This window comes from Kitasatospora sp. NPDC127111 (assembly GCF_042677465.1).
Taxonomy (GTDB): domain Bacteria; phylum Actinomycetota; class Actinomycetes; order Streptomycetales; family Streptomycetaceae; genus Kitasatospora.
Genome location: NZ_JBHXTG010000032.1, coordinates 48,245 through 65,870, shown reverse-complemented (window position 1 = coordinate 65,870; position 17,626 = coordinate 48,245). Strand labels below are relative to the sequence as shown.

Below are 17,626 nucleotides of genomic sequence, written 5' to 3'. Positions count from 1 at the left end.
AGGGTTCGGCCCGTGCGTGTATTGCTGGTGGAGGACGATGAGCCGGTCGCGGAGTCGCTGCGGCGCGGGCTGGTGCGGTACGGGTTCGAGGTCGCGTGGGTGACCACCGGGACGGCGGCGTTGGCCGTCGCCGCGCCCTACGACCTGGTGTTGCTCGACCTCGGGCTGCCGGACACCGACGGGCTGGACGTCTGCCGGGCGCTGCGCCGGCGCGGGGACGTGCCGATCATCGTGATCAGCGCGCGCAGCGACGAGACGGACCGCGTCGTCGGGCTGGAGATCGGGGCGGACGACTACGTGTCCAAGCCGTTCGGGGTGCGCGAGGTGATCGCCCGGATCAGGGCGGTGATGCGGCGGGTCCGGCCGGAGGAGCACCGGACGGGCGGCCCGGACCGGTACGGCGCCCGGCTCACCGTCGACCGGAAGGCCGCCCGGGTGCGGCTGGACGGCGCCGAGGTGGCGCTCACGCCGAAGGAGTACGACCTGCTGGCCTTCCTCACCGAGGAGCCGGGCGCGCTGATGTCGCGCGAACAGATCATGGAGGCGGTCTGGGACGCCAACTGGTTCGGGCCGACCAAGACGCTGGACGTGCACGTGGCGGCGCTGCGGCGCAAGCTCGCGGGGGCGGTGGCGATCGAGGCGGTCCGCGGGGTGGGCTTCCGGCTCGTGGTCGGGGCGCCGGCGGCACCCGCCGCCCCGGCCCTTGACGAGCCCGCGGCGGGCACCGCGTCGTGATCCGCCGGCTGATCGTCAGCTACGTCCTGCTGGTCGGCGTGGCGCTGGCGGCGTTCACCGTGCCCGTCGCGTTCACGCTCACCACCCAGCTGCGCGGCGACACCGTGGAGTCGGTGCGCCGCGAGGCGACCACCATGGCGCTGCTGCTCGGGGACGGCGACGCGCCCGCCCGGGAGGCGCTGGCCCGGGTCGCGGGGGCCTACGCGGACGAGACGCCCGGGACGGTCGAGGTGGTGGCCGCCGACGGGGCGGCCGTCCCGCCGCTGCCGCTGCCGGCCCACCCGGCGGACCGGGCGTTCACCGCGGCGCTGCGGGACGGGCGGAGCACGGCGGACTGGGGTTCGAGCTTCGTCTGGGGCCCGGAACTGGTGGTCACCGTGCCCGCGCACGCGCGCCCGGGGGCGACCGGTCCGGCGGACGGGAGCGGTGGCGGGCGGATCGTCGGCGCGGTCCGGATCCGCTACGCGACCGCCGGCCTCAGCGACCGGCTCTGGAGGATCTGGGGCTTCCGCGCCGTCCTCGCCGTCGGCGTGCTCGCGGCGGCCGCCGGGCTGGGCGCGATCGTGGCCCGGCTGCTCACCAAGCCGCTGCGCGAGCTCAACGCCATGGCCAGCCGGTTCGGTGACGGGGACCTCACCGCCCGCTCCCCCGTCACCGGCCCGCGGGAGACGCAGACCCTGGCCCGGACGCTGAACCAGGGCGCCGAGCGGCTTGACACCCTGGTCGCCGCACAACGGATCTTCGTCGCGGACGCCTCGCACCAGCTGCGCACCCCGCTGACCGCGCTGCGCCTCTCCCTCGACAACATCGCCGACGGCGTGGACGACGAGTTCGTGCGCGAGGACGTGGAGCAGGCCACGGCCGAGGTGGTCCGGATGAGCCGGCTGGTCAGCGGGCTGCTGGTGCTGGCCCGGGCCGAGGCGAAGGCCTCGGCGCCGGAGCCGCTGGCGCTGCGCGAGCTGGTCGAGGAGCGGCTGAGCGTCTGGCGGCCGGCCGCCGACGAGCGCGGCGTCACCATCACCCTGACCGGGGACGGCGGCGAGGGCCCGCGGGTGCTGGCCGGCCCCGGCAACCTCGACCAGGTGCTGGACAACGTGCTCTCCAACGCGCTGGAGGTCTCTCCCGACCGCGGCACCATCACCGTCCGGCTGGAGGCGGCGGCCGGGGACGAGACGGTGCTGGAGGTGCTCGACCAGGGCCCGGGCATGTCCGCCGCCGAGCAGTCCCGGGCGTTCGACCGGTTCTGGCGCGGCCAGGGGCTCACCGGGCGGTCGGGGTCCGGCCTCGGCCTCGCCATCGTCAAGCAGCTGGTGACGGACGACGGCGGCACGGTCGCGCTCCGGGACGCGCCCGGCGGCGGGCTGGCGGTCCGGATCGGGCTGCGGACCGTGCCGCGGCCGAACGGGCGGGGTGGGGCCGCGATCAGCCCTCGGCCGGCAGCACCGAGGAGTGGTGGTTGACGATCAGCCACTTGCCGCCGCGCTTCTCGTACTCGTACGTGTAGCGGGCCTCGACCGTCCGGGCGGCGCCGGTCACCGGGTCGGTGAGGTGGAAGCGGTAGACACCGGCGTCGATCGCCGAGTCGGCGTCCAGGATGTTGATCACCGAGCGGACCTTCTCGCCGCGCGGCTTCTTCTGCAGGAAGTGCTCGAAGTAGTCCGCGATCTCCGCGTGGCTGGTCCGGATCCTCGGCGAGGCGGTGGGCAGCAGCACCGCGTCGGGGGCGTAGCGGTCGGCGACCTTCTCCGGGTCGCCGGTCTGCAGCGCGGCGTTCCACTGGTCGAAGAGGCCGGCGATCTCGCGCTCGGTGACCTTGCCGCGCCGGCTCTGCCCGTCCCCGGCCTGGGCGACGCCGACGCCGGCGGTGAAGGTGCCGACGGCGGCGACGGCGACGGCCGTGGCGATCGCGGCGCGCGTGCGGATCCTGGGGTTCATCGGTGCTCCTGCTCCGGAGGTTCGTCGGTGCCTGACGTGGATTCACTCTCGCGGGGGGCGGGTTAGCACCCGTACAGCGCACGGCAAAGGCACGGACAAGGCTCGGCCAAAACCGCTTGGGACACGACGGCCCCAGGAGGCTCCGCGCGCCCGGGCCGGCTCGACCCGCGGCCCCGGAAGGCCGGGTTCCGGGGCGGAGGGCGGGGGCCCGGTTCAGCCAATTGCGGCGCACATGACAAGAGCGTCACCCCCGGGTCTCCCCGCCCATCCGACCGTCATCTAGGCTGGTGACGTGCTCATACTCGTTCGCCGCCGTCACGTGGACCTGCTCCGCGTGACGAGCATGTCCTGTCGACGCTCCGGCTGAACCTCGCGCCTCCCACCCTCAGCGCGGCCCCCACCCGGCCGCGTCCCCCTTCCCGGCCCCCGGGCACCCGCCGCACCAGGCGTGGCCCCGGCGCCCCCGGTCGATCACCGGGTCCGGTCGGGACGAGACCCAGCGGATGTCACCCATGTCGCAGCAGCACTCCTCCAGCACCCCGTCCACCCTCGCGGACGCCCCCTCGAAGGCCCCCGCCGACGCCCCCGCCGACGCCCTCCCGGTGATCGACCTCTCGCTCGCCGACGGCAGCGCCGACGACCGGCTCCGGCTGCACGACGAGCTGCGGGCCGCGGCCACCGGGGTCGGCTTCTTCCAGCTCGTCGGGCACGGCATCACCCCGGCCGAGACGGCCGCCCTCACCGGGGCGATGCGGGCCTTCTTCGCCCTGCCCGAGGCCGACCGGCTCGCCGTGAGCAACCTCAACTCCCCGCACTACCGCGGCTACACCCGCACCGGTGACGAGCGCACCGGCGGCAGCCAGGACTGGCGCGACCAGCTGGACATCGGCGCCGAGCTGCCTCCGCACGTCCCGGCCCGCGGCGAGCCGCCGTACTGGTGGCTGGAGGGCCCGAACCAGTGGCCGGACGCGCTCCCCGAGCTGCGGACCGCCGCGCTCGGCTGGATCGACCGGCTCGGCGCGGTCGCCCGGCGGCTGCTGCACGAGCTCCTCAGCGCGATCGGCGCCCGCCCGGACTTCTACGACGACGCCTTCGCGGGCCACCCGCACCTGCGGCTGAAGCTGGTCCGCTACCCGGGCACCGCCCCCGACGGCGCCGGCCAGGGCGTCGGCGCGCACAAGGACTACGGCTTCATCACCCTCCTGCTCCAGGACACCGTCGGCGGCCTCCAGGTGGAGCGTCCGGACGGCAGCTTCCTGGAGGTCCCGCCGATGGAGGGCGCCTTCGTGGTCAACCTGGGCGAACTGCTGGAGGTCGCCACCGACGGGTACCTCAAGGCCACCAGCCACCGCGTGGTCAGCCCGCCCGGCGCCCGCGAGCGGTTCTCGGTCCCCTTCTTCTACAACCCGCGTCTGGACGCCCACATCGAGCCGCTCGACTTCCCGCTCGCCCACCACGCCCCCGGCGCCACCCAGGACCCGGCCAACCCGCTGTTCGCCGAGTTCGGCCTCAACGAGTGGAAGGGCTACACCCGGGCGCATCCCGAGGTCACCCGCCGCCACCACCCCGAGCTGGTCGACGCCGCCGGACCGGCCCGCTCCTGAGCCGGACCGCGAGCACCCCCGCCGATCCGACGCCGGCCCGCCCCGTCGCCCGGGGCTGGCCGGCGTCGGCGTTCCCCCGGCTCCCCGGGGCCCCGGACAGTGGTGGACCCGGGCGGGCCAGCACTGTCACACTGCTGCTGTCACAGTGGTGGTGCTACGGAGGCGGAGGCGGCGGATGGGGGCACGCGAGGGCGTGGAGGGGCGGCTGACGGTCGACGAGCTGGCGGCCCGGGCCGGGGTGACCGTGCGCACCGTGCGGTTCTACGGCACCAAGGGCCTGCTGCCGCCGCCCGAGCTGGGGCCCCGGCGGGTGGGCCTGTACGGGGCGGAGCACCTGGACCGGCTGGGCCTGATCGAGGAACTGCAGCGACAGGGCCTGACGCTGGCCGCGATCGAGCGCTACCTGGCACGCCTGCCGCAGGACAGCACGCCGCTGGACCTGGCGATCCACCGGGCGCTGGTGGCGTCGTGGACGCCGGAGGCGCCGGAGCGGGTGAGCCGGGGGCAGCTGGAGCGGCGGGCCGGGCGGGCACTGTCGGAGGACCAGCTCGACCGGCTGGCCGCGATGGGCGCGCTGGAGCGGACGGCGGACGCCGAGGTGTTCCGGGTCGATCCGGGGCTGCTGCCGCTCGGGGTGCGGATCCTGGACGTGCCGATCCCGCTGGAGACGCTGCTCGCGGCCCGCGCCGTGGTGGTGGAGCACAGCCGGGCGACGGCGCACGAGTTGCAGCGGCTGTTCCGCGAGACGGTGTGGAAGCCGTACCGGGAGAGCGAGCCGGCCCCGGCCGAGCTGGAGCGGATGAAGGCGCTGACCGACCACATCCAGCCGATGGTGGCGCAGGCCCTGGTCACCGCGTTCCAGCGGTACCTCCGCGAGGAACTCGGCGAGGGGCTGGGCGAGCCGGCGGGCGAGCGGACGGACGCGTAACCGGGCACGTAGCCGGGCGGCGCACGCACAGGAGCACGGAGACGGGCGGGGCCGCACAGCCGTACGGAGCCGGGCGGGCGCACGCACGGCGGCGCGCCCCCGCCCGGCCGGCCCGCGTCAGTCCCCGAACGTGCGCCCCTCCGCCGCGATCCGCTCCAGCAGCGCGGGCGGCGCGAACCGCTCGCCGTACGCGGCGGCCAGCTCGCGGGCGCGGGCCGCGAAGCCCGCCGGGCCGCCCCGGTAGCCGTTGATGTACTGGAACACGCCGCCGGTCCAGGCCGGGAAGCCGATGCCCAGGATCGAGCCCACGTTGCCGTCGGCCACCGAGGTGAGCACGCCCTCCTCCAGGCAGCGGACCGAGTCCAGCGCCTCGCTGAAGAGCATCCGCTCCTTGACGTCCTCGAACGGGACCTCGACGTCGGGGCGGCCGAAGTGCTCGCGCAGCCCCGGCCAGAGCCGCCCGCGCCGGCCGTCCTCGCCGTACTCGTAGAACCCGGCGCCGCCGCTGCGGCCGGGGCGGCCGAACTCGTCCACCATCCGGTCCACCACGGCGTCGGCCGGGTGGGCGGTCCAGGTGCCGCCGGCCGCCTCGGCCGCGCGCCGGTACTCGTCGCGGATCTTGCGCGGCAGGGTGAGCGTCAGCTCGTCCAGCAGCGAGAGCACCTTGGCCGGGTAGCCGGCCTGCGCGGCGGCCTGCTCGACGGACGCCGGGTCGACGCCCTCGCCGACCATCGCGACGCCCTCGTTGATGAACTGGCCGATCACCCGGGAGGTGAAGAAGCCGCGCGAGTCGTTGACCACGATCGGCGTCCGGTCGATCTGCCGGACCAGGTCGAAGGCGCGGGCGAGCGCCTCGTCCCCGGTCTGCGGGCCGCGGATGATCTCCACCAGCCGCATCTTGTCGACCGGCGAGAAGAAGTGCAGGCCGATGAAGTCGGCGGTGCGCTGGACGCCCTCGGCGAGCAGGCCGATCGGCAGGGTGGAGGTGTTGGAGCAGAGCAGCGCGTCCGGCGCCACCACGCCCTCGATCTCCTGGAACACCTTGTGCTTGAGCTCGGGGTTCTCGAAGACGGCCTCGATCACCGCGTCGCAGCCGGCCAGGTCGGCGGCCTCGGCGGTGGGGGTGATCCGGGCGAGCAGCTCGTCGCGCTGCGCCTCGGTGGAGCGGCCGCGCGCCACCGCCTTCTCCAGCAGCCCGGCGGAGTAGGCCTTCCCCCGCTCGGCGGCCTCCAGCGTGACGTCCTTGAGCAGCACCTCGATGCCGGCCTTGGCGCAGGTGTGGGCGATGCCCGCGCCCATCATCCCGGCGCCGAGCACGGCCACCTTGCGGACCGTCCGCCTCTCGACGTCCGCCGGCCGCCCGGCCCCGGAGTTGACCGCCTGCATGTCGAAGAAGAGCGCCTGGATCATGTTCTTGCTGATCTGGCCGCAGGCCAGCTCGGTGAAGTAGCGGGCCTCGATCACCATCGCCGTGTCGACGTCCACCTGGGAGCTCTCCACCGCCGCCGCCAGCACGTTGCGCGGGGCCGGGTAGGGCGCGCCGGCCAGCTGCTTGCGCAGGTTGGCCGGGAAGGCGGGCAGGTTGGCGGCGAACGCGGGGGTGGCCGGGGTACCGCCGGGGATCTTGTAGCCCTTGACGTCCCAGGGCTGGACGGCGGCCGGGTTGGCCTCGATCCAGGCGCGCGCCCGGGCGGTCAGCTCCTCGGGGGTGTCGACGAGTTCGTGCACCAGGCCGTGCTGGAGCGCCTGCGCCGGCCGGTACTGCCGGCCCTGGAGGAGCACCTTCAGCAGGGCGTCGGTGATGCCGAACAGCCGCACGGTGCGCACCACCCCGCCGCCGCCCGGGAGCAGGCCGAGGGTGACCTCGGGCAGGCCGATCCGGCTCGCCGGGGTGTTCAGCGCGATCCGGTGGTGGCAGGCGAGGGCGATCTCCAGCCCGCCGCCGAGGGCGCTGCCGTTGAGGGCGGCGACCACCGGCTTGCCGAGGGTCTCCAGCTTCCGCAGCGAGCGCTTGATCCGCATGGACTTCTCGAAGACGGCGGCGGCGTCCTCGGGGCGGGCGGCGGAGAGCATCCTGAGGTCGCCGCCGGCGAAGAAGGTCTTCTTCGCCGAGGTGATGACGACGCCCCGCAGCTCGTCGCCGAGGCCGGCCAGGCGCTCGACGGTGGCGTCGAGGTCGGCCGTGAACGCCTCGTTCATGGTGTTGACGGACTGGGTGGGGTCGTCCAGGACGAGGGTGACGACGCCGTCCTGGTCCTGCTCCCAGCGGATGGTGGTGGTGTCACTCATGTTCGGGTCTCCGGGGGGAAGTGAGGAGGTCGGGGGCGGCGGGGTCAGATGCGCTCGACGATGGTGGCGATGCCCATGCCGCCGCCGACGCAGAGGGTGACCAGGCCGTAGCGCAGGTCGCGCCGCTCCAGTTCGTCGATCACGGTGCCGAGGAGCATCGCGCCGGTGGCGCCGAGCGGGTGGCCGAGCGCGATCGCGCCGCCGTTGACGTTCACCTGGTCGTGCCGGAAGCCCAGTTCGCGGATGAAGCGCAGGGCGACGGCGGCGAAGGCCTCGTTGATCTCCACCAGGTCGATGTCGGCGGCGGTCAGCCCGGCCTTGGCGAGCGCCTTGCGGGTGGCGGGGGCCGGTCCGGTGAGCATGATGGTGGGCTCGGAGCCGGAGACCGCGGCGGAGACGATCCGGGCGCGCGGGCGCAGCCCGTACCGCTCGCCGACCTCGCGGTTGCCGATCGCGACCAGGGCGGCGCCGTCCACGATGCCGGAGGAGTTGCCGGCGTGGTGGACGTGGTCGATGGCCTCGACCCAGTGGTACTTCTGCAGGGCGACGGCGTCGAAGCCGCCGGCGTCGCCGATGGCGGCGAAGGAGGGCTTGAGGCCGGCCAGGGTCTCCACGGTGGTGCCGGGGCGGATGAACTCGTCGCGGTCCAGCACGACCAGGCCGTTGCGGTCGAGGACCGGCACGACCGAGCGGTCGAACAGCCCGTCGGCCTGCGCCTTGGCGGCGCGGGCCTGGGACTCGGCGGCGAAGGCGTCCACGTCGGTCCGGGAGAGGCCCTCGAGGGTGGCGATCAGGTCGGCGCCGATGCCCTGGGGGACGAAGTTCGTCTCGTAGCTGGTCATCGGGTCCATCGCCCAGGCGCCGCCGTCGGAGCCCATCTTCACCCGGGACATCGACTCGACGCCGCCGGCCAGAACGAGGTCCTCCCAACCCGAACGGACCTTGGCGGCGGCCAGGTTGACGGCCTCCAGGCCGGAGGCGCAGAACCGGTTCTCCTGGACGCCGGCCACCGTGTCGGGCAGGCCGGCCGCGATGGCGGCGATCCGGGCGATGTCGGAGCCCTGGTCGCCGATCGGGCTGACCACGCCGAGGACGATGTCGTCGACGGCGGCCGGGTCCAGGTCGGGGAAGCGGCGGCGCAGTTCGTGGATCAGGCCGACGACCAGGTCGATCGGCTTGGTGCCGTGCAGCGAGCCGGTGGCCTTGCCCCGGCCGCGCGGGGTGCGGATCGCGTCGTAGACGTACGCTTCGGTGGTCACGGTGGAAACGCCTTTCGGGGCAGGGGGGTCGAAGAGGGACCTCAGCCGAGGATGGAGCGGCCGACGATCTCTTTCATGATCTCGGTGGTGCCGCCGTAGATGGTCTGGATGCGCCCGTCGGTGAACGCGCGGGCGACCGGGTACTCGCTCATGTACCCGTACCCGCCGTGGAGTTGGAGGCAGCGGTCGGCGGTGCGCTTCTGCAGTTCGGTGGCCCACCACTTGGCCATCGAGGCGTCCGCCGGGGTCAGCGCGTACCGGTTGTGCTCGGTGACGCAGCGGTCCACGAAGGCGCGGGTGACGGCGCACTCGGTGGCCAGTTCGGCGATCTCGAAGCGGACGTGCTGGAGCTTGGCGAGCGGCCGGCCGAAGGCCTCGCGCCGCTTGACGTACTCGGTGGTGATCTCGACCAGGTACTCGGCGCCGGCGATCGCGGCGGCGGCGATGGTGAGCCGCTCCTGGGCGAGGTTCCGCATCAGGTACACGAAGCCCTGGTTCACCTCGCCGAGCAGGTTCTCCTTCGGGACGCGGACGTCCTCGAAGAACAGCTCGGCGGTGTCCTGGGCCTTCTGGCCGATCTTGTCGAGGTTGCGGCCGCGCTCGAAGCCGGGCATGCCGCGTTCGACCACCAGCAGGCTGAGCCCGTGCGCGCCGCCCTCGGGGGTGGTGCGGGCGACCACGATCACCAGGTCGGCGAGGATGCCGTTGGAGATGAAGGTCTTGGCACCGTTGAGCAGGTAGTGGTCGCCCTGGTCGACGGCGTGGGTGCGGATGCCCTGGAGGTCGGAGCCGGTGCCCGGTTCGGTCATCGCGATGGCGGTGATCAGCTCGCCGGTGCAGAACCCGGGCAGCCAGCGGCGCTTCTGCTCGTCGGTGGCGAGCGAGGTGAGGTACGGGCCGATGATGTCGTTGTGCAGGCCGAGCGCCAGGCCGGAGGCGCCGGCCCGGGCGAACTCCTCGGCCAGCACGGCGGCGTAGCGGAAGTCCGTGCTGCCCCCGCCGCCGTACTCCTCGGGGACGGCGAGCCCGAGCAGGCCCTGCCGGCCGGCCGCGAGCCAGGCGGAGCGGTCCACGATGCCGGCCCGCTCCCAGCGGTCGTAGTGCGGCAGCACCTCCTTGGCGAGGAAGGCCCGGACGGTCGCCCGGAAGTCCTCGTGTTCCTCGGTGAAGATGTCCCGTTGCAACGCTACGCTCCTTCTCCGGCTTCGGGGTCGAGGGATGGGACGCCCCAGTCGTGGGCGACCTCGGCGGTGTCCGCGCCCGGCCGGGCGGGCGGCCGGCGCAGCGTGCCGGGGGTCGCGGAGAACCGGGGCGCGGGGGCGGGCTGGGTGTAGCCGTCCGCCTCGACGTACGTCCGGCGGGCCACCAGGTGCTCGTGCCCGGCGGCCTCGCGCATCGTCAGCACGGGTTCGACGCAGGCGTCGGAGCCGGCGAAGACGGCCTCCCACTCGGCCCTGGTCCGGGTGGCGAAGCGGGCCGCGATCAGGGCGCGCAGTTCGGGCCAGCGGGCGACCTCCCACTGGCCGGGCGCCTCGGGGCCGAGCTCCAGCAGCCGGGCGAACTCGGCGTAGAACCGCGGCTCCAGCGCGCCGACGGCCAGGTGGCCGCCGTCCCCGGCCCGGTAGACGGCGTAGCAGGGCGCGCCGCCGTCGAGCAGGTTGGCGCCCCGGCGGTCCTGCCACTGGCCGGCGGCCAGCAGCCCCCAGAGCACGGAGCCGAGGTGGGCGGCGCCGTCCACGATGGCGGCGTCGACCACCTGGCCGGTGCCGGTCGCGCGGGCGTGGTGCAGCGCGGCGAGCAGGCCGACGACCAGGTAGAGCGAGCCGCCGGCGTAGTCGCCGAGCAGGTTGGCGGGGACGGCGGGCGGCCGGTCGGGCTCGCCGATCATGCCGAGGACGCCGGCCACGGCCACGTACCCGATGTCGTGACCGGCCGTGGCGGCGAGCGGGCCCTGCTGGCCCCAGCCGGTCATCCGGCCGTAGACCAGGGCGGGGTTGCGGGCCAGACAGGCGTCCGGCCCGATGCCGAGGCGCTCGGCGACGCCGGGGCGGTAGCCCTCGATCAGCAGGTGGGCCCGTTCGGCCAGGTCGAGCACCCGGCCGGGGCCCTCGGGGGACTTGAGGTCGATCAGCACCGAGCGCTTGTTGCGGTTGGTGACGTCGTACGCCGGGTCGATGCCGAGCGGCGAGGGGTTCGGCCGGTCGACGCGCACCACGTCGGCGCCGAGGTCGGCCAGCAGCATGGCGGCGAAGGGGCCGGGCCCGATCCCCGCGAGCTCGACCACCCGGACGCCGGCCAGCGGGCCGGGGCTGCTTCCGTCGCGCACTGGCCACCGCCCCCTCAGGGTTTGACAGTAAAGCTGTAACACTGGCGATGATAGGGAAGCGACCCGCCGGTAACAAGACCCTCCGGCGCCGGCCGCCCGGCGCGCCCGGCCCGCCCGGTCCACGCGCGGCCCGGCCGCGACACGGCCCGCGGCTCCGCCCCGTGACACCGCCCGCGACACGGCCCCGTGACACAGCCCTGACGAAATCCTGACGCCAACCGTGCAACCGCACCCGTACCGTGTGCATCCGTACACCAACGGGCGGCACCGACCCCGGCCGTCCCGCTGCTGGAGGGGTTCTGACCTCCCATCCGAGGAGAAGAAGGCAGACACACATGGGCAACCCAGGATTCACCACCGGACCGGTCGCACCGGCGTCCCCGCCCGGCGCGCCGCACAACCCGGCACCGGACACCATCATCCCGATCTCCGCGCCGAACACGTCGCCGGACGCCGTCGTCCCGATCTCCGCGCCGAACACGTCCCCGTTCCTCCGGCCGACCTCCGGGCCGACCCCGAGCCCGTCCCCGGGCCCGGCGCCGTCCGCGGCCACCACCAAGCTGGACAGCCCGCACGAGCTCGGCGCCTCGGCCGGCATCGCCCGGCAGATCGCCACCGACCTCGACAACGCCAACGGCAAGGGCGGCAACAACCTCGCCGAGCACGCGAGCACGGCCGCCACGAAGATCCGCGGCTTCTCCTTCGGCGGCGCGCTCACCGCCTCCACCGACCGCTGGCTGCAGCAGTGCAAGGCCCTGCACGACAAGCTGACCGGCACCGCCGAGAACCTGGAGGCCACCCAGCGCAACTACCAGTCCAACGAGCACGCCACCACCGCCCAGTTCAGCGCCTGAGGCCCGAGAGAACGAGAAAGGAGTCCAGCCGCATGGTGTCCTTCCAGGAACTGCGCGAGGCCGACTTCGCCGGTGTCACCGAGACCGCCGAGGCCTGGGCCAACATGGCCAAGGCGCTCGACACGCTCGACGACCGGGTCGGCCGGGAACTCACCAACACCCCGCAGCGGGCCGGCTGGCAGGGCCCGGCCGCCGACGACGCGGGCCAGAAGCTCAAGACCATCGACACCGACTTCACCCAGGCCGCCGGCGTCGCCAAGGCCCTCGCCGCGATCATCAAGGACGCGGCCGAGGACTTCACCGCGGCCCGCAAGGACCTCGACGCCGCGCTCCACGACGCGGAGTCGCAGAAGCTCACCGTCTCCGCCGACGGCACGGTCGGCTGGCCGCCGATGCCCACGGACCGCACGTCCCACAACGACCCCGACTTCGCCGAGGCCCAGCGCAACTACCAGGCCGGCATGAAGGGCAAGGCCGAGGCGATATCCAACCGGCTGACCAAGGCCGTCGAGAAGGCCAACGCCGCCGACCAGCGGGCGTCGTCGGCCCTGCAGACCGACGTCGGCGCCAGCACCACCACCTTCAACGCCAAGACGTACGGCGGCGGCGACGCGGCCGACGCCAGGCGGGCCACCGACCTGCTCAGCAAGGCCGGGAGCCTCTCCGACGACGAGCGCAAGCGGCTGGACGACCTGATGGCCGCCAACAAGGACTCCAAGGAGTTCTCCACCACGCTGCTGGGCGGCCTCAAGGCGGGCGACAAGACCGGCCCGGACGCCCTGCTGGTGTACGCCAAGACCTACGGCGACCTGGCCCACGGCAACCAGAACGCCAAGGACTACCAGAGCATCTACGGCAGCCTCTCCCAGGTGCTCGCCACCGCCACCAAGGACGGCGGCATGGGCAAGGAGTGGGAGGACAACCTGCTCAAGGCCGCCCGCAAGCCCGGCGGTTCGGCCGCCGGGTTCAACGACAACTACCCGGCGCTCACCGAACTGATGGGCGCCGGCGGGCACTACGACAAGGGGATCCTGGAGAAGGTCGGCAACGACCTCGTCGACTACGAGAAGAACAGCAAGATCAAGGGCGAACAGCTCTGGGGCCCGCTCTACACCGGGGTGATGGACAAGCAGGGCGACCCGATGGGCGGTCTGATGCGGGCGATGAGCCGCAACCCGGAGGCGTCCAAGGAGTTCTTCGACCCGGGCGCCAACAAGAACCTCGACTACCTGCTCAAGGAACGCCAGTGGCCCAACCAGGGCTACGAGGACAAGCAGCTCGACAGCATCGCCCGGAACACCTCGCGCGGCGCCTTCGGCGACGCCCTGGAGGCCGCCACCACCGGCCGCGACCCGCACAGCAACCAGCCGCACGTCAAGCACGACGCCGCGATGTCCCGGATCATGAACGAGACCGTCGCGACCCTGGGCGGCAACAAGGCCGGCGCCGAGAACAGCATGCCCGCCGGCCTGCGCCACCCGCTCGGCAACATGATCGCCGACTACGCGCCGGACGTGCACGAGATCCTCGGCAAGGAGGTCCGCGGCGGCAGCGAGCCCAGCGGCCTCACCGTCAGCCGGGAGCAGCTGCTGCGCACCATCCGCGGTGCCGCCGAGGACCCGGAGGCCTTCCGGGCGATCCACACCGCGGAGACCCAGGAGATCGCCCGCCGGATGGACACCTACGGCCCGGACGACTTCAAGCCGGACGCGACCGGCCGGGTGAACCCGAAGTTCGCCGGCTTCACCCAGGAGGCCGGCCAGGCGCTGGGCGCCCTCGACGGGGTGCGCGGCGACGTCCTGATCGACCACCGCGAGGACGAGAAGTTCAAGAACAACTGGAACTCGAAGATCGACTACCACATCTACGGCACACCGGTGAACTACTTCCTCCCCGGACCGTTCGGCGACATCGCCCAGCGCCTGGTCGACGTCGGCACCGCCGACTACGCCAACAAGGCCAACGCCGAGCTCGACACCAAGGCCCAGGGCGACCTCAGCGACAACTACTCGGCGGGCGAGGAGCAGCTCAAGGCCATGATCGAGCGCAAGGCCGTGCTGTCGGGCGTCTCCCAGCGGGACGTCGACGCGACCGGCGGCGTGACGCAGCAGCTCATGGAGGGCGTCACGCAGAACTACTCGACGGCGATCGACCGCACCTACAACGGTGCGCTCGGCAGGGGCTGATGACGACGGAGAAACTCGACCAGGCCCTCACCCGGCGTGGCTTCACCACCCGGGGGCTGCGCCTGCGGGCGGCGGCCGTGATCGTGGCGATCACGGCCGGCGTCTCGGGGGTACTGCTGTACAGCCTCACCAACGTGCTCGGGCCGGACACCGTGTGCAACGGCGTGGTGAGCGCCGACGCCCTGCACGACGCCCTCGGCCCTGGTCGGATCAGCGAGGAGGACAACAACGAGCCGGCACCGCTGCGCGACAGCGGATCCTCGTGCACCGCGGTGGTGAGCACCGGGGTGTTCGGCGGGCACAGGTCGGTCCTGGTGGGGGTCCGCTCGGACCGGAACAGCGCGGTGTTCGAGGCCGAGGCCGGCGCGCGCCTGTTCGCGGCCTCGGCCAACGGCGGTTCGGCCGGCGGGGTCACCGCCCCCGTGGCGTGGGCGCTGCTGCCGGAAGGCTGCGGCACCGGAGGACTGCGCGCGCGGGTGGACGCGACCAAGGGGGGCTCCGTCGGTGACGGCGAGCTCGCCCGGCTCGCGGTCGCGACCGCCAACGGGCTCGCGGCGCAGCGGGGCTGCACCGCACCGAATCTCCCGGCACCTGGGCACCTGTCGGCCCAGGGCGTGAAGCAGGAGCTGGACGCCGACAAGGTCTGCGGCCTACCCGGGCTGACGGTCCCCGGCGGCGCGTCCGCCGCCCGCGGGTACACGCAGCAGGTCACCACCGCGTTCGATCCGCTCTGGTCCTGCGACGTCGGGCTGGGCGGCACGGCCGCGACCTTCGCCATCGGGACCGAACCCCGGCTCAGGGTTCCGGACGCGGACAAGGACGCCCCGGTCGCGTTCGGCCGGGCGCACTGGACCATGGATCTCTCGTCCCCGAACAACGACGAGGTGGTCGTGACCTGCCAGGGCAAGCCCGCCTACTTCAAGCTGAGGCTGCTGGGCAACCGGACGCTCTTCCCCGACACCACGGAGCTGTGGAAGCAGTTCCTCACCGCCGGCGGCAAGGCGATCGGCTGCGAGCCGATCCTCCCGTAGGCCGCACCGCCCCGGGCCGGGGAATCCTCGGGGAGGAGACCCGGCCCGGGGGAATCCCCCCGGAGGGGGAGGCGGATCGTGTGCCGGGGGGAGGGCGCGGCGCGCCGTAGGCGGGAGCGTGGGGGCATGACCTCGACGACTCCCGCCGACCGGGTGCGCGGCGTGGCGGCCTGGACCGCCGTCGCCGCCACGGTGCCGTACCTGACGCTCAAGCTGCTCTGGCTCACCGGCCACCCGGTGGGGATCGACGGCACCGACGGCACCGACGGCACCGACGAGCTGGACAAGCTCTGGACGGCGAACCTGCTGACCTTCGGGATGGACGCGATCGCCGTCCTGCTGGCGCTCTCCTTCGTCCGGCCGTGGGGGCGGCGGGCGCCGGCCGGGCTGGTCGCCTTCCCGATGTGGGTGGCGACCGGCCTGCTCGGCACCATCCTGCTCGCGCTCCCGCTGTTCCTGCTCAGCCAACTGGTGTTCGGCCCCGGCACGGAGGCCGGTTCCGACGACGGCCCCGGCGGCACCATGGCCGGCTGGGTCTTCCCGATGGTGTACGGCGGCTTCACCGTCCAGGGCATCGCGCTGATCACCGCCTTCCCGCTGTACGCCCGGCGGCGCTGGGCGGGGCTGCTGCGCAGCCGGATCGGCGACCTGCCCCGCTCCCCCACCCTCACCCTGCAGCGGACCCTCGCCTGCGTGGCCGGGCTGCTCGCGCTCGGCGTGGCCACGGCCCGGCTGTACTGGATGGCGGGCGGGACGGCCGGGCTGCCGCGGGAGTGGACGGACACGCGCAACCCGGGCGTCGCGGTGATGGACGGGGTGACCGCGGTGATGGCGGTGGCCGCCACGGTGGCGCTGGTGGTGCTCGTGTTCCGGATCCGGCCGGAGCGGCGGCTGCGGGTGCCGCTGGCGGTGGCGTGGACGGCGGCCGGCTCGCTGTTCGGCTGGGGCTCCTGGCAGTTGGTGGCGTTCGGGACGATGACCGAGGTGACGGAGCTGCGCCGGGCGGTGCCGGGACTGCTGCCGCTGGTCCAGGCCGGGCAGGTGGCGGTCGGGCTGTTGATGCTGGTGGTCGGCGCGATCGCGCTGGTGGAGCGGGCGGCCGCGCAGCGGACGACTGACGTAGAGTCGGCCGGGTGATCACGGGGGCGGGGACGCGTACGGGAGCGGACGCGGGCACGGGGGCGGACAGGGGACCGGGCGGTGGCATCGGCGCGGTGACGCGGCGGGTGGCCGGCGGGCTGTTCGGGCGCCGGGCCCGGCTGCGCTGGGTGCACCTGGTGCTCGGCGGCGCGCTGTTGATGCCCTACTGGATGCTCTCCTCGGTGGTGACCGGGGCGCTCAACACGAAGCAGGACCACCTGCTGCAGATCCTGCTCTACTTCGCCGCGCTCGGCCTGTCCCTGCCGATGGCCGCCGTCACCGCGCTGGTGCCGACCGTCCGGGCCCTGGAGGGGGCGGCCGCGCGGGCGCTGTGCGCACCGCACCGGCCGGAGGAGATCGTCACCGGCCCGGCCCGGTCCTGGGCGGCCCGCCGGCAGACCGCCGCCTGGTACGTGCTGCACCTGCTGTTCGGCGGGGTGGTCAGCGGGATGACGCTGGCCGGGGGGCCGTTCGCGGCGGTGCTGCTGCTCTCGCCGCTGGGCGGGCCGCCGGTGGACGAGGTGCTGCGGTTCTGGCGCGACCACGGCTTCCCGTCCTGGCTGGGCGGGCCGGCGCTGGGCCTCGCGCTGCTCGGCCTGATCGTCGGCACCAGCGCCGGGCTCGGCGCCCTGCTGGCCCGCTGGGCGCCCGTGCTGCTCGGGCCCACCCCCGAGGAGCGGCTGGCCGCCGCCGAACGGCGGGCCACCGTGCTCGCCCAGCGCAACCGGCTCGCCCGCGAGCTGCACGACTCCGTCGGCCACGCGCTCAGCGCGGTCGGCATCCAGGCCTCGGCGGCCGCCCGGGTGCTGCGCACCGACCCGGACTTCGCCGAGGAGGCGCTGCGGGCCATCGGCGACACCGCGCGGGCCGCCGTCGCCGAGCTGGACGCCGTGCTCGGCCTGCTGCGGAAGGAGGACCGGGCGGACTCCGCGCTCACCGGGCCGACCCTGGCCGGGCTGGACGACCTGCTGCGCCAGCTTGCCCGCACCGGGCTGGCGGTCGACGCCGAGCTGGCGCCCGGCCTGGACCGGCTGCCGGCCGCGTTCTCGCGCGAGGCGTACCGGATCGTCCAGGAGGGCCTGACCAACGTGCTGCGGCACGCCGGTCCGGCCGCGCCCGCCGGTCTGCGGGTGGGGCTGGCCGCGGACCGGCTGGAGATCGAACTGATCAATCCGCTCGGTGCGTCCCGGCCCAGCCGGCCCGGCGGCGGCCGCGGGCTGCGCGGGATCGGCGAGCGGGCGGCGGCGCTGCGCGGCGGCTGCGAGGCCGGGCCCGTGGACGGGGGAACGACGTGGCGGCTGGCCGTCTGGCTGCCGGTGGGAGGGGCCAGGTGAACGGA

General features: G+C 74.1%; 14 protein-coding genes. 9 read left to right on the top strand and 5 right to left on the bottom strand.

The features are described from left to right. The first annotated feature begins 12 nt into the window (after nucleotides 1-12). Nucleotides 13-735, top strand: coding sequence for a response regulator transcription factor (locus tag ACFVHB_RS20635; protein WP_380323921.1), 723 nt, complete (start codon nucleotides 13-15; stop codon nucleotides 733-735). Beyond that, complete coding sequence (locus tag ACFVHB_RS20630; RefSeq protein ID WP_380323918.1) at nucleotides 732-2,195, top strand: ATP-binding protein; 1,464 nt, start codon at nucleotides 732-734, stop codon at nucleotides 2,193-2,195. Before ACFVHB_RS20635 ends, ACFVHB_RS20630 begins: the two co-directional genes overlap by 4 nt. Here ACFVHB_RS20630 and ACFVHB_RS20625 read toward each other — a convergent pair. Beyond that, nucleotides 2,158-2,670, bottom strand: coding sequence for an SgcJ/EcaC family oxidoreductase (locus ACFVHB_RS20625; RefSeq protein ID WP_380323915.1), 513 nt, complete (start codon nucleotides 2,668-2,670; stop codon nucleotides 2,158-2,160). The two genes, ACFVHB_RS20630 and ACFVHB_RS20625, sit on opposite strands and share 38 nt — an antisense overlap. A 512-nt stretch (nucleotides 2,671-3,182) precedes the next feature. Between ACFVHB_RS20625 and ACFVHB_RS20620 the strand changes: the two genes are divergently transcribed. Next, on the top strand, nucleotides 3,183-4,274 hold the full coding sequence (locus ACFVHB_RS20620) for an isopenicillin N synthase family dioxygenase (RefSeq protein WP_380323912.1): 1,092 nt from the start codon (nucleotides 3,183-3,185) through the stop codon (nucleotides 4,272-4,274). Nucleotides 4,275-4,449: 175 nt separating this feature from the next. After that, nucleotides 4,450-5,202: a MerR family transcriptional regulator gene (locus tag ACFVHB_RS20615; RefSeq protein ID WP_380323909.1), complete on the top strand. Its 753-nt coding sequence runs from the start codon at nucleotides 4,450-4,452 to the stop codon at nucleotides 5,200-5,202. Nucleotides 5,203-5,319: 117 nt separating this feature from the next. On the opposite strand, the gene ACFVHB_RS20610 is transcribed toward ACFVHB_RS20615, so the two are convergent. Genes ACFVHB_RS20610 through ACFVHB_RS20595 form a run of 4 tightly spaced genes read right to left on the bottom strand, consistent with a single transcriptional unit; the run spans nucleotide 5,320 to nucleotide 11,076 of the window. Continuing rightward, nucleotides 5,320-7,491, bottom strand: coding sequence for a 3-hydroxyacyl-CoA dehydrogenase NAD-binding domain-containing protein (locus tag ACFVHB_RS20610; RefSeq protein ID WP_380323906.1), 2,172 nt, complete (start codon nucleotides 7,489-7,491; stop codon nucleotides 5,320-5,322). 44 nt (nucleotides 7,492-7,535) lie between these two features. Further along, nucleotides 7,536-8,750: an acetyl-CoA C-acetyltransferase gene (locus ACFVHB_RS20605; protein WP_380323903.1), complete on the bottom strand. Its 1,215-nt coding sequence runs from the start codon at nucleotides 8,748-8,750 to the stop codon at nucleotides 7,536-7,538. Nucleotides 8,751-8,791: 41 nt separating this feature from the next. Beyond that, nucleotides 8,792-9,934 carry an acyl-CoA dehydrogenase family protein gene (locus ACFVHB_RS20600; RefSeq protein WP_380323900.1) on the bottom strand — a complete coding sequence of 381 codons (1,143 nt, stop codon included), beginning with the start codon at nucleotides 9,932-9,934 and terminating at the stop codon, nucleotides 8,792-8,794. A 2-nt stretch (nucleotides 9,935-9,936) separates the two neighbouring features. Then, complete coding sequence (locus ACFVHB_RS20595; protein WP_380323897.1) at nucleotides 9,937-11,076, bottom strand: CaiB/BaiF CoA transferase family protein; 1,140 nt, start codon at nucleotides 11,074-11,076, stop codon at nucleotides 9,937-9,939. A 335-nt stretch (nucleotides 11,077-11,411) separates the two neighbouring features. Here ACFVHB_RS20595 and ACFVHB_RS20590 point away from each other — a divergent pair, with 335 nt between their 5' ends. The 5 genes from ACFVHB_RS20590 to ACFVHB_RS20570 all read left to right on the top strand — a co-directional run bounded on the left by ACFVHB_RS20590 (nucleotide 11,412) and on the right by ACFVHB_RS20570 (nucleotide 17,621). Further along, on the top strand, nucleotides 11,412-11,930 hold the full coding sequence (locus tag ACFVHB_RS20590) for a hypothetical protein (RefSeq protein ID WP_380323894.1): 519 nt from the start codon (nucleotides 11,412-11,414) through the stop codon (nucleotides 11,928-11,930). 32 nt (nucleotides 11,931-11,962) lie between these two features. Then, nucleotides 11,963-14,116 (top strand): hypothetical protein, encoded by a 2,154-nt coding sequence (locus tag ACFVHB_RS20585; protein WP_380323891.1) that lies wholly within the window; start codon nucleotides 11,963-11,965, stop codon nucleotides 14,114-14,116. Then, on the top strand, nucleotides 14,116-15,147 hold the full coding sequence (locus tag ACFVHB_RS20580; protein WP_380323888.1) for a hypothetical protein: 1,032 nt from the start codon (nucleotides 14,116-14,118) through the stop codon (nucleotides 15,145-15,147). Before ACFVHB_RS20585 ends, ACFVHB_RS20580 begins: the two co-directional genes overlap by 1 nt. Before the next feature lie 126 nt (nucleotides 15,148-15,273). After that, nucleotides 15,274-16,284, top strand: coding sequence for a hypothetical protein (locus tag ACFVHB_RS20575; protein ID WP_380323886.1), 1,011 nt, complete (start codon nucleotides 15,274-15,276; stop codon nucleotides 16,282-16,284). Nucleotides 16,285-16,361: 77 nt separating this feature from the next. Then, nucleotides 16,362-17,621 (top strand): sensor histidine kinase, encoded by a 1,260-nt coding sequence (locus ACFVHB_RS20570; RefSeq protein ID WP_380323883.1) that lies wholly within the window; start codon nucleotides 16,362-16,364, stop codon nucleotides 17,619-17,621. The last annotated feature ends 5 nt before the right edge of the window (nucleotides 17,622-17,626 follow it).